This is a genomic window from Candidatus Symbiopectobacterium endolongispinus (genome assembly GCF_018777385.1).
Classification (GTDB): domain Bacteria; phylum Pseudomonadota; class Gammaproteobacteria; order Enterobacterales; family Enterobacteriaceae; genus Symbiopectobacterium; species Symbiopectobacterium endolongispinus.
This window is the reverse complement of the sequence record NZ_JAFJYB010000009.1, coordinates 27,413-38,922: the sequence shown is the minus strand read 5'-3', so window position 1 is coordinate 38,922 and position 11,510 is coordinate 27,413. Positions and strand designations below refer to the sequence as shown.

Here is an 11,510-nt window from a genome sequence, read left to right as displayed (position 1 = left end):
ATCAGGCACAGGGCTAACCTGTGCCTGCGGTTAATAAATCGGAGAGTTAGGCGTTTTCGTCGGTATAACGCTTCGCTTTGTAGGCTGGGTGCATCAGGTTTTGTACTGAGAAAATGTCATCCAGTTCACTTTCGGTCAGCAAGCCACGCTCCAGCACCACTTCACGCACGCTCTTACCGGTTTCGGCGCAAATCTTGCCAACAATGTCGCCATTGTGGTGGCCAATAAACGGGTTGAGGTAGGTGACAATACCGATGGAGTTTAAGACATAAGCTTCACAAACGGTTTTGTTGGCGGTGATGCCATTGACGCATTTTTCCAGCAAGTTGTAGCAGGCGTTGGTGAGGATCTGGATAGACTCGAACATCGCCTGACCGATGACCGGTTCCATCACATTGAGCTGCAACTGACCCGCTTCAGACGCCATAGTGACGCAAGTGTCGTTGCCGATCACCTTGAAGCACACCTGATTGACCACTTCCGGTACCACCGGATTGACCTTGGCCGGCATGATGGAAGAGCCAGCCTGCAATTCCGGCAAGTTGATTTCATTGAGGCCAGCGCGCGGGCCAGAAGAGAGCAGACGCAGGTCGTTACAGATTTTCGACATCTTCACCGCCAGACGTTTCAGCGCACCGTGTACCATCACGTAAGCACCGCAGTCGGAGGTGGCTTAGATCAAATCCTCGGCCGGCACGCACGGCAGTCCACTCACTTCAGCCAGACGTTGTACCGCCAACTGCTGGTAACCGTCCGGTGTGTTTAACCGCGTGCCGATGGCCGTCGCGCCCAGATTCACTTCCAGCAGCAACTCGCCGGTGCGCAGCAGGTTTTTGTTCTCTTCGTTAAGCAGCACAGAGAAAGCGTGGAATTCCTGGCCCAGCGTCATAGGCACCGCGTCCTGTAGCTGGGTGCGTCCCATCTTCAGGATGGTTTCAAATTCTTTGGCCTTGTGCTCGAAGCCATCCGCCAACTGAGTGATGGCTTCGACCAGTTTCAGGATGTAACTGTACATCGCAATACGAAAGCCGGTGGGATAGGCATCGTTGGTGGACTGGCACTTGTTCAGATGATCGTTAGGGTTGAGGTACTGGTATTCACCTTTGTTATGGCCCATCAGTTCCAGGCCAATATTAGCCAGCACTTCGTTGGTATTCATGTTCACCGAGGTGCCAGCGCCGCCCTGATAGACATCAACCGGGAACTGATCCATGCATTTGCAGTTGTTCAACACTTCATCGCAGGCACGGATAATAGTATCGGCAATTGGGCGGGGAATGGTTTTCAGCTCGCGGTTTGCCAGGGCAGCGGCTTTTTTGACCATCACCATGCCACGCACGAATTTGGGGATATCGCTGATTTTTTGGTTGCTGATGTAAAAATTTTCAATTGCCCGCAGGGTATGAATGCCATAGTAGGCATCGGCGGGAACTTCACGGGTACCTAACAGGTCTTCTTCAATAATACGGATGTTTCTGACATGAGAGCCTTCTCTTGAATCCTGCAACTTGATGAGAACGCGTTTTGCTAACCACCTTGGTGTTAACAAAAAAGCGTGTTAACAAATAATCGTGCCAATAAATACGAGTTATTATCACGATGGTGTTACCACAAAATGTATCACCACAGGCAACAGTCGCAGAACGATTGACCATAACTGCCTCCGCTGGGGTGATGATATATTGTATCGAATCCCAAAAGCGTAGTTTCGATCACTCAATGAAGATGTGTAATTAATAAAGTAAATAAATTGTGATAGTCGTCACTCGTGATTATTGCGAAATGAAATTTTCTGCCTACAGGTTGAAAATGCTCGCTTGCGCTACCACTTCATTATATTATAAGAGTTGATATTGGATCTCAGGTGATATGTCTTCATGATGGCCGGATGCACAATAGATGACGGCAGGCTGTGGGTCATGCTGGCATCGATCGCATTAGTCCTTTTTATAACAATCAGTTAAATAAATCAGGAGAATCCAGTGCGCTGGTTACCGCTATTCCTACTCTTTCTTTTTGCCTACATTGAGATTTCGCTGTTCATCCGCGTTGCGGAAGTCCTGGGCGTTGCGGTGACGTTGCTGCTGGTGGTTTTCACCTCCTGTATTGGCGTTTCTCTGGTGCGCAATCAGGGTGTGAAAACGTTTATTCAGATGCAGCAGAAAATCGCGGCGGGAGAGAGCCCTGCGGCGGAAATGGTCAAAAGCGTATCGCTAGTATTGGCGGGCTTTTTGCTTCTGCTTCCCGGTTTTTTCACTGACTTCCTTGGATTGCTGCTGTTGTTGCCCTCGGTGCAAAAACGGTTGACGGTCAAACTGATGCCTCATCTGCACATTTGGCGCAGCGCTGGCACCACATCGTCCGGCAGTAACGGCAATACCTTTAACGGTGAGTTTTACCGCAAAGATGACGATCGCAAAAATCTCGAGCATAAAGACGATCAAGACAAATGATACTGATTGAGAAAAAAGATATTAACTGTATTTTTTATATCTTTTTTTATTTCATCTCATAAGGATTTCATCACTATCGCAAAAAAAATCCTTTTTCTCCCTTGAAGGGAAGCGAATCGCCCCCACTTAGAAATTCACAAGGCGGGTATGAGAATGTACCCGGCGTTAATCCCAAACTGATATGGACTTTCTCAAAGGAGAGCTATCAATGAAAATTCGTCCATTGCATGACCGCGTGATCGTCAAGCGTAAAGAAGTCGAGTCCAAATCTGCTGGCGGTATTGTTCTGACCGGTTCTGCTGCGGCTAAATCTACCCGTGGTGAAGTACTGGCAGTGGGCCATGGTCGCATTCTGGAAAACGGCGACGTAAAACCGCTGGATGTGAAAGTTGGCGATATCGTCATTTTCAATGATGGCTATGGCGTGAAAGCCGAGAAGATCGACAACGAAGAAGTCCTGATCATGTCTGAAAGCGACATCCTGGCGATTGTTGAAGCGTAATCATCTGAATCGAACAAATTTAAGGGAAATAAACCATGGCAGCTAAAGACGTAAAATTCGGCAATGACGCGCGCATAAAAATGCTGCGCGGTGTGAACGTTCTTGCTAACGCAGTAAAAGTGACTTTGGGCCCTAAAGGCCGCAACGTCGTTCTGGATAAATCTTTTGGTTCTCCGATCATTACCAAAGACGGCGTGTCAGTAGCGCGTGAAATCGAGCTGGAAGACAAGTTCGAAAACATGGGCGCTCAGATGGTGAAAGAAGTGGCCTCCAAAGCGAACGACGCAGCGGGCGACGGCACCACCACGGCAACCGTACTGGCACAGGCTATCGTAAACGAAGGTCTGAAGGCCGTTGCCGCAGGCATGAACCCGATGGATCTGAAGCGCGGTATCGACAAAGCGGTTATCGCTGCGGTTGAAGAACTGAAAAAACTGTCCGTCCCTTGCGCTGACACCAAAGCCATCGCTCAGGTCGGTACCATCTCTGCTAACTCTGATGACACAGTGGGTAAACTGATCGCTGAAGCCATGGAGAAAGTGGGCAAAGAAGGTGTTATCACCGTAGAAGAAGGCTCTGGCTTACAAGATGAACTGGCCGTTGTGGAAGGGATGCAGTTCGATCGCGGTTATCTATCCCCGTATTTCATCAACAAACCGGAAACCGGTTCTGTTGAGCTGGAAAGCCCGTTCATCCTGCTGGCTGACAAAAAGATCTCCAACATCCGTGAAATGCTGCCGGTACTGGAAGCCGTTGCCAAAGCACGCAAACCGCTGCTGATCATCGCAGAAGATGTTGAAGGCGAAGCGCTGGCGACGCTGGTAGTGAACACCATGCGCGGTATCGTTAAAGTTGCCGCTGTGAAAGCACCGGGCTTTGGCGATCGTCGTCAAGCCATGCTGCAAGATATCGCTACCCTGACTGCGGGTACCGTTATCTCTGAAGAGATCGGTCTGGAACTGGAAAAAGCCACTCTGGAAGATCTGGGTCAGGCAAAACGCGTTGTGATCAACAAAGACACCACCATCATCATCGACGGTGTGGGTGATGAAGAAGTTATTAAAGGTCGTGTAGGTCAGATTCGTCAGCAGATCGAAGACGCAACCTCCGATTACGATCGCGAAAAACTGCAAGAGCGCGTTGCCAAACTGGCAGGCGGCGTTGCAGTTATCAAGGTCGGCGCAGCCACCGAAGTGGAAATGAAAGAGAAGAAAACACGTGTTGAAGATGCGCTGCACGCGACCCGTGCTGCCGTTGAAGAAGGCGTGGTTGCTGGTGGTGGCGTAGCGCTGATTCGCGTAGCCAATGCCATTCGCAGTCTGCAAGCTGAAAACGAAGACCAGAACGTGGGTATTCGTGTTGCGCTGTGTGCGATGGAAGCTCCGCTGCGTCAAATCGTGGAAAATGCCGGTGAAGAACCTTCCGTTGTGGCTAACAACGTGAAAGCAGGTGAAGGTAATTACGGTTACAACGCCGCAACAGAAGTTTACGGCAACATGATCGACATGGGTATTCTGGATCCGACCAAAGTGACTCGTTCTGCACTGCAATATGCCGCATCCATTGCTGGCCTGATGATCACCACCGAATGTATGGCGACCGAGTTGCGGAAAGAAGATAAAGGCGACTTAGGTGCTGCTGGTGGTATGGGTGGTATGGGTGGTATGGGTGGTATGGGTGGTATGGGTGGTATGGGTGGTATGATGTAATCAACATCGGGCACTCGCGCGCCGCGCTGAGGCCCGGATGAGTAACATCAACATGCTTTTACGCTTACATGAACACTATCTGGTATATCACCAGATAGTGTTTTTTTATGTCCCGTTTTTGTCTTTTTTCTGTGCAAGCGGCGATCAAATTGCAAGAGTGATACCACGGACGTGAGTGATGAGAGCGCAATATACCGAAACGGTATCTCTGCCATCATCATGCTCCGCCAGCCACCATTGGAGTAGGGATATGCCCGATGCAGCGCTAACACTGCTGCGCAACATAGCATGGTTGCACGCGACTGATTGGTTAAAAGAAACGCCGATGGAGTTGCCATCCCCTGTCGATACCTGGCTAAAAGAAACCAGTTCGATGACGCAGCGGCTGGAACGACATTGCACACAGTTGACGGTGGTACCGTACTATAATGGTTACATTGCGACTGAGATGCTGGGTGATGAATAGCGCGCGTTATTGGTTGCGAGAGGTGATAATCTACGGTGATGGACAGCCCTGGGTGGCCGCAGAAACCTTGATTCCGCCTTCAGCCCTTGACACCTCTGTGTCGGCGTTTACAACGCTTGGTGATACACCGCTAGGGCGCTGTGAAAAACTGTGGGCTCGGCGATCCCGTTTGCGTTTGTTTAATCAGCCAATACTGCTGACAGAATTGTTTTTACCCTCGTCGCCCGCATATCATTTTCAAGGCGTTGAACGAGGTAACCGTTAAGGAGAAATGACGTTGGAAAGAAGTATGACAGCGGGAAAATGGGGTGCTTATTGTCGGTTAATGCGAATTGATAAGCCGATTGGTTCCCTGCTGTTGCTCTGGCCAACCCTATGGGCATTATGGCTGGCGGGCGATGGCGTGCCGAGCCCGTGGACGCTGTTGGTCTTCGTTGCGGGCGTATTTCTGATGCGCGCGGCAGGCTGTGTTATCAATGATTACGCTGACCGCCATTTTGATGGGCATGTAAAACGCACCGCATCTCGTCCCTTACCCAGCGGCTTAGTGAGTGAGCAATCGGTAAAAGTGCTGTTTGTTGTTCTGGTGCTGATGGCGTTTGCTATGGTGCTGACATTAAATCGTATGACCATTTGGCTCTCCGTGGCAGCGTTGGCATTGGCATGGATATACCCCTTCATGAAACGCGTCAGCCACCTGCCACAGTTTGTGTTGGGCGCAGCGTTCGGCTGGTCAATCCCCATGGCGTATGCAGCTGTCAGCGAATCCCTGCCCACAAGCGCCTGGATCATGTTTTTAGCTTACATCTGCTGGACCGTCGCCTACGACACGCAATATGCCATGGTCGATCGCGATGATGACCTCAAGATTGGCATCAAATCCACCGCTATTCTGTTCGGGCGTTTTGATACCTTGATCATCGGCTTGTTGCAGGCGAGCATGCTGGCACTGATGGTGGTACTAGGCTTGCAAATGAAACTGGGGGCGGCATTTTACCTCACGGTACTGATGGCGGCTGCTCTGTTCGGCTATCAGCAATGGCTGACCGCCGGGTGTGAGCGTGATGCCTGTTTCCGTGCGTTCCACAACAATAACTTTGTGGGAATGGTGTTGTTTGCGGGGATTGTGCTGGGGCTGTGATGGTCCCCGGCATCACACATGGCGTGTGATGCCGGAGTAAAGCGGCAATAAACCGCGCAGTAGCGCAACACTACGCTTGCGCTACTTTCTGCTTTTCATCTTCCGATTCTGCGCTGGCAGGTGTGCTGGCACTTTCAATCGTCAACCGAACTTCCTGTGTGATCAAATCGCTAAGAATGCGGTAGAGTTCCAAAGTATTGCGCTTATCCACGCTGCTGCTGTCGCTGATGTAACCCTCTTGGCGCAGTGTGGCAACCAGCGTTGAGAACACGGCCTTATCAAAGAACTCAGGCGCATTGATGCCATGCAGCACGGACAGGCGCTGCGCCATATTACGGCTCTCTTTTTCTAGCGTACCGCGGTTCATTTCCGGGTTAGCACCGAGTAATGACAGCGTAATCGCGTAGCGTTGCAGGGTCTCCCGCACGCCGGCAGCCAACAGTTGGAGTGTGCGAATTCGCAGCGGGTTCAACACCAGCGCATCTTGCTTGATGACAATAAGTTCCTGACGCACCAGTTCTGCGGTCAACGTTTCAATGACGGCAGGCAGTGCCTCTTTACTGTAATGCAAGAACAGTTCGGCTTGAATTAACGGGTAAATCAATGACATCTGCCGTGTTAACTCATCCGGCGTGATCCTTCCTCGGTGCATGACAATGCTGGCGATCATCGATGGCAGTACCAGCAAATGCTGGATGTTATTGCGGTAATAGGTCATCAACACAGCCTGTTCACGCGGCAGGATGATGATCTCGCCAATATTGTCTTGCTCGACCTCGAATTTGTTCATTGCCAGCGCGTGCTCCAGCAGTTCTGGCGCAGTCTTTTTCGGCGCAGTGACATCTTTGCTGTAAGGCACGTTGCGCAGCAACTGCAAATAGCAGTCCAGTTGCTCATGCATTTGCTCACGGGTCAGTGCGCGCTGACGTGACGCCAGCAGAGCCGTGGAGCACAGGTTCATGGCGTTGGCGGCGGCGGCATTGTTAATGTGCACCATGATGATATCGGCAATATCCTGCACGGTAGGTGTGAGCCAAGTAGGACGCTGCGCTTCAATCGGATCGATAGCTTCGCGCCACTGCGGTACATGGTAGTTGAGGTAAGGCGTCAGCGACAGCGGCTCGCCAAAATTCACATAGCCTTGCCCCAGATTGCGCAGTTTGCGCAACCCGCGCACCATCTGCATGAAACCTTCTTTCTCTTTGGTGGCACCGCGCAGTTCTTTCGCATAGGTGCCCACTTCTATCACATGCTCATAACCCACATAAATCGGCACCAGCGTAATGGGGCGGGTACCGCCGCGCAGCATCGCCTGAATGGTCATGGCCAGCGTGCCGGTCTTGGGCTCTAGCAAACGACCCGTGCGCGAACGCCCCCCTTCCATAAAGTACTCGACGGAGTAGCCGCGAGAGAACAGCTCGCCGAGATATTCACGGAAGATGGTGGAGTAGAGCTTGTTGCCCTTGAAGGTACGGCGAATAAAGAAAGCACCCAGACGGCGGAAAATCGGGCCTGCTGGCCAGAAATTCAGGTTGATACCGGCTGCGATATGGGGAGGAACCAGACCTTGATGATACAGCACATAGGAAAGCAGCAGGTAGTCCATGTGACTACGGTGGCAAGGCACATAAACCAGTTCATGGCCATCCTGCGCCAACTGGCGTACGCGCTCGGCATTATGTACGTTGATGCCTTGATACAGGCGGTTCCAGGTCCAGCTCAGAATGCGATCGGAAAGCCGCACGGCCTCATAAGAGAAGTCTGCTGCAATCTCTTCCATCAGGGCGATGGCATTTTGCTGAGCTTTTTCATGGGAGATTTTCTTGCTGCGCGCCTCATCTTCAACGGCTTTCTTGATGGCCTTAGAGTCCAGCAGCTTATGGAATAACTCCTGACGTACCGGCAAACGTGGGCCAACGGCGGCCAGACGCTGACGGGCAAAATGCATGCGGGCGACACGCGCCAGTTTGTGCGCTATGGTTTTGTCAGTACCGTGTTCGGTTGCCATATGGCGCAGCGACACGATGCTGGAGAAGCGCACAAAGCTGTCGCGTCCCAGCCAGAGCATCGCAAAGAATTTCTCAATGCCGTTCAACAGACGCAGATGCGGCGTCGCGCCGTGCTGTCCTTCTCGGCCCGGAGAGCGGCCAAACATGACAGACACGGGCACCATCTGTACATCGAGATAGGGATTGTTGCGGTGCAGCTCCAGATAATCATGGAACAGTTTGACGGATTCCTGCTTGGGCGTGTAATAGCGGAACACGCGCGGGCCATCGTTAATAAACACGTGGCTGGGCAGTGATACACCGTCAATTTCAGTGGGTTCCAGCGGATCGGGCAGTTCTAACGCTTGGCATTTTGCGCGCAGCGTCAGTAAATCCGCCTGTGAGTTATAAGGCAGCGCATAAAGGATGGGGCGAGACGGATCTAGCCCTAACTCCGCCACGGGATCGTTAGGAATTATCTTGCTTTTCACTAACAATTTAAGTGGTAAATTCAGTAATTTATAGTAAATTTTACGCCAGCCGGACATAACAACCAGAAGCCTCTTGAGTAGCAATGCGCCGCAAGGATACCAGAAAGTACACGGGAGATCTGTGGTGTGAGACAACGGTGTTACGGGAAAATTGCAAAAAATCTCTGATAAACGGGTGAAAAAACATGAATAAGGCTACCGGGGTAACTCGGATTATCAAAGCAACCGGGTACTCTCTCAAAGGGCTGAAACAGGCATGGCAGCACGAAGCCGCATTTCGGCAAGAACTGATGCTGCTGGTCGTGGCGGTGCTGGTTGCGTGTTGGCTCTCCGTGTCACTGCTGGAGCGGCTATTTCTGATTGGCGTGGTGGTGCTGATGGAGTTAGTCAACAGCGCGATTGAGGTCGTTGTCGATCGCGTGGGGATGAAGCACCATGAACTCTCCGGGCGCGCCAAGGATATCGGTTCGGCGGCCGTGTTTGTGGCCTTGGTCTTTGCCGCCGTTGTCTGGGTGAGTATTCTCTGGCCGCTCGTGCTGGGGTGATTTCAGCATGATTTTGAGGCAAAGCGCATAAAAACACGGGTATTTGCCTCTCTGTCATTCCCAAGCCGCGATGACCTGTATATACTCACAGATAAACTGTATAAACAACCAGGGAGCGGGATGAAAGCATTAACAACCAGACAGCAGCAGGTCTATGATCTGATTCGCGATCATATTGCGCAGTCCGGCATGCCGCCAACGCGTGCCGAGATCGCCCAGCAACTTGGTTTCCGCTCACCCAACGCGGCGGAAGAGCATTTGAAGGCGCTGGCGCGTAAAGGCGTGATTGAAACTGTCTCCGGTGCATCGCGCGGTATTCGTCTGCTGATGGAAGATGAAAATGTGGGCCTGCCGCTGATTGGTCGTGTTGCTGCGGGTGAACCGCTGCTGGCGCAAGAGCACATCGAGTGCCACTATCAGGTCGATCCGTCCATGTTCAAACCGCACGCAGACTTTCTGCTGCGCGTCAGCGGTATGTCGATGAAAGATATCGGGATACTGGACGGTGATTTGCTTGCCGTGCATAAAACGCAAGAGGTGCGTAACGGCCAGGTCGTTGTGACACGCATTGAAGATGAAGTGACGGTTAAGCGATTGAAGCGTCAAGGTAATACCGTACAACTTCTGGCGGAAAATGAGGCATTTTCTCCCATCGTGGTTGATTTGCGTGAGCAGAGTTTCACTATTGAAGGGCTGGCCGTCGGTGTTATCCGCAACGGTGAGTGGAGCTAAACCGCGTTAGCCGACAGGGCGTTTCTTTCAGGGAAAGCCTTGTCGGTGACGTGATGCCCTCTCAGCTCAACGACCTGGTTTCGAATTTTTGATGGGCACCGTATGGTCGTGATGACAGTGCCCATGTTCACGGCAATCAGCCACTTCTTGACAGGCTTCGCACAGGCCATGTGCCTCGACCACGCTGTGACGCAGCGTGAAATTGGCGCTTTGTGCCAACTGCTGAAGAATGGCTTCAATGCCTTCCGTCTGACGTTCCGTAACTTGCCCGCAGCGATCGCAAATAAACAGCGCTGAAGTATGGCTATGCTCTTCAATGTGGTGACACATGACATAGCTGTTGGTCGATTCCACTCGATGGATAAACCCTTGCTCTAGCAGAAAATCCAGGGCGCGGTATACGGTAGGGGGTTTGGCTTGCGGTTCTGAGACGCGCAGCAGATCCAACAGATCGTAAGCACTGATAGCGCCGTGTTGCTGGGCCATCAGCCGAAGCACTTCGAGTCGCTGTGGCGTAAGGCGCACGTTGCGCTGTTGGCAAATACTTTCCGCCTGGGCAAGGAGTTTGTCTTGGTCGCTTGAATCCATTGGCCTGATCCTACCGCATGATGATGAACATGTTGTCCATCTTACCATGTAAGGCGCGGATCGCGCTGTGATAATCCATCAGTAGGTCGAATGTGCCTCAGGCAACCAGATCGATAAGCAGCGCGCGCAGCGTGGCTTTGGCGCGGATAGTCAGCTGTTTTTCCTGCTGAATGAAAGCACCGTCTCCACACTGTAACATCGTTGCGTTCTCTTGCGGCGTCATGGCTTCCATCGCACCGTGAACCACCTGAAAATAGGCGCGGTTGCCGTTGAGCGTAAACGTGTGTTGTTCGCCTTCGTCCAATTGCAAATGGTGTACCCAAACCTGCTGGCGAAGTTGCAGGCTGCCATTTTCACCTTCCGGTTAGGCGAGCAGTTTGACTTTAGCATCGCACAGCGCAAGCCGTTGCAGTGCGCTGTTTTCCCGTGACGGGCAGGCATTGAACCACAGTTGCAAACGTGTCAGCGGCGTTGTATCGCTGATGCTGTGCTCGCTGTAGCTTACCGCAGGCTGCGCGGCCAATAACAGAACGTCGCCCGCTTTTGCGCGGATATGACCCCCGTTGCTGTCGCGATATTCAGCTTCACCTTGCAGGCAGAATATTTAAAATATCGACCTGCGGGTAGGTACGTGGCTGAAACGCAGAGCCTGGCTTGAGCACTTCCTGGTTCAACACGCGCAGTGAGGCAAAGTAGCAGCTCGGGATCGAAATAATGGCCGAAGGAGAAGGTGTAGCGCGCTTGCGGCCAGCCGTAGTCAGCTTGACCGCACTGTTCCGCTGTTCTGCATATGATCATGGTTCTGCACCTCAAAAATTACACTAAACAAATAGTAATTGTGTGGACGTTGGATTGTTAGCTAGTTAATCTGGTGGGTATATTCAAAATTCCTGAA

The 11,510-nt window shown here is 51.8% G+C and carries 10 protein-coding genes and 2 pseudogenes; 8 read left to right on the top strand and 4 right to left on the bottom strand.

Annotation, left to right across the window (positions count from 1 at the left end; all coding sequences use genetic code 11):
- Positions 1–46: 46 nt before the first annotated feature.
- Positions 47–1,507, bottom strand: a pseudogene (aspA, locus tag JZM30_RS22910) (aspartate ammonia-lyase).
- Between the two features lie 475 nt (positions 1,508–1,982).
- Between aspA and JZM30_RS22905 the strand changes: the two are divergent.
- The 6 genes from JZM30_RS22905 (at position 1,983) to ubiA (ending at position 6,271) form a co-directional block, all read left to right on the top strand.
- Positions 1,983–2,453 (top strand): FxsA family protein, encoded by a 471-nt coding sequence (locus JZM30_RS22905; protein ID WP_252321450.1) that lies wholly within the window; start codon positions 1,983–1,985, stop codon positions 2,451–2,453.
- Between the two features lie 208 nt (positions 2,454–2,661).
- Complete coding sequence (locus JZM30_RS22900) at positions 2,662–2,955, top strand: co-chaperone GroES (protein WP_195312573.1); 294 nt, start codon at positions 2,662–2,664, stop codon at positions 2,953–2,955.
- A gap of 35 nt (positions 2,956–2,990) precedes the next feature.
- Complete coding sequence (groL, locus tag JZM30_RS22895) at positions 2,991–4,664, top strand: chaperonin GroEL (RefSeq protein WP_252321449.1); 1,674 nt, start codon at positions 2,991–2,993, stop codon at positions 4,662–4,664.
- A 250-nt stretch (positions 4,665–4,914) separates the two neighbouring features.
- Positions 4,915–5,130 (top strand): chorismate lyase, encoded by a 216-nt coding sequence (locus JZM30_RS22890; RefSeq protein WP_252321448.1) that lies wholly within the window; start codon positions 4,915–4,917, stop codon positions 5,128–5,130.
- On the top strand, positions 5,093–5,395 hold the full coding sequence (locus JZM30_RS22885) for a chorismate lyase (protein ID WP_308167211.1): 303 nt from the start codon (positions 5,093–5,095) through the stop codon (positions 5,393–5,395). The genes JZM30_RS22890 and JZM30_RS22885 overlap by 38 nt, the downstream gene beginning before the upstream one ends.
- A 6-nt stretch (positions 5,396–5,401) precedes the next feature.
- Positions 5,402–6,271, top strand: coding sequence for a 4-hydroxybenzoate octaprenyltransferase (ubiA, locus tag JZM30_RS22880; protein ID WP_438801543.1), 870 nt, complete (start codon positions 5,402–5,404; stop codon positions 6,269–6,271).
- Between the two features lie 70 nt (positions 6,272–6,341).
- Here the strand turns inward: ubiA and plsB are convergent, their stop codons facing one another.
- Positions 6,342–8,807 (bottom strand): glycerol-3-phosphate 1-O-acyltransferase PlsB, encoded by a 2,466-nt coding sequence (gene plsB, locus JZM30_RS22875; RefSeq protein ID WP_252321447.1) that lies wholly within the window; start codon positions 8,805–8,807, stop codon positions 6,342–6,344.
- Positions 8,808–8,935: 128 nt separating this feature from the next.
- Between plsB and JZM30_RS22870 the strand changes: the two genes are divergently transcribed.
- Both JZM30_RS22870 and lexA read left to right on the top strand, forming a co-directional pair.
- The gene (locus tag JZM30_RS22870; protein WP_252321446.1) at positions 8,936–9,295 is read left to right on the top strand and encodes a diacylglycerol kinase; all 360 of its coding nucleotides are present in this window, start codon (positions 8,936–8,938) and stop codon (positions 9,293–9,295) included.
- A gap of 120 nt (positions 9,296–9,415) precedes the next feature.
- Positions 9,416–10,027, top strand: coding sequence for a transcriptional repressor LexA (lexA, locus tag JZM30_RS22865; protein WP_252321445.1), 612 nt, complete (start codon positions 9,416–9,418; stop codon positions 10,025–10,027).
- 66 nt (positions 10,028–10,093) lie between these two features.
- Here the strand turns inward: lexA and zur are convergent, their stop codons facing one another.
- Both zur and JZM30_RS22855 read right to left on the bottom strand, forming a co-directional pair.
- Positions 10,094–10,615, bottom strand: a complete 522-nt coding sequence (gene zur / locus JZM30_RS22860) for a zinc uptake transcriptional repressor Zur (RefSeq protein ID WP_252321444.1) — start codon at positions 10,613–10,615, stop codon at positions 10,094–10,096.
- Positions 10,616–10,712: 97 nt separating this feature from the next.
- Positions 10,713–11,413 (bottom strand): annotated as a pseudogene (locus JZM30_RS22855) (pirin family protein).
- Positions 11,414–11,510: the final 97 nt, after the last annotated feature.

Excerpts from the sequence above, each read along its gene's own strand:
- ubiA (WP_438801543.1), top strand. The coding sequence starts at position 5,402 with ATGACGTTGGAAAGAAGTATGACAGCGGGAAAATGGGGTGCTTATTGT.
- plsB (WP_252321447.1), bottom strand. The coding sequence starts at position 8,807 with ATGTCCGGCTGGCGTAAAATTTACTATAAATTACTGAATTTACCACTT.
- JZM30_RS22870 (WP_252321446.1), top strand. The coding sequence starts at position 8,936 with ATGAATAAGGCTACCGGGGTAACTCGGATTATCAAAGCAACCGGGTAC.
- JZM30_RS22900 (WP_195312573.1), top strand. The coding sequence starts at position 2,662 with ATGAAAATTCGTCCATTGCATGACCGCGTGATCGTCAAGCGTAAAGAA.
- groL (WP_252321449.1), top strand. The coding sequence starts at position 2,991 with ATGGCAGCTAAAGACGTAAAATTCGGCAATGACGCGCGCATAAAAATG.
- JZM30_RS22885 (WP_308167211.1), top strand. The coding sequence starts at position 5,093 with ATGGTTACATTGCGACTGAGATGCTGGGTGATGAATAGCGCGCGTTAT.
- lexA (WP_252321445.1), top strand. The coding sequence starts at position 9,416 with ATGAAAGCATTAACAACCAGACAGCAGCAGGTCTATGATCTGATTCGC.
- zur (WP_252321444.1), bottom strand. The coding sequence starts at position 10,615 with ATGGATTCAAGCGACCAAGACAAACTCCTTGCCCAGGCGGAAAGTATT.
- JZM30_RS22890 (WP_252321448.1), top strand. The coding sequence starts at position 4,915 with ATGCCCGATGCAGCGCTAACACTGCTGCGCAACATAGCATGGTTGCAC.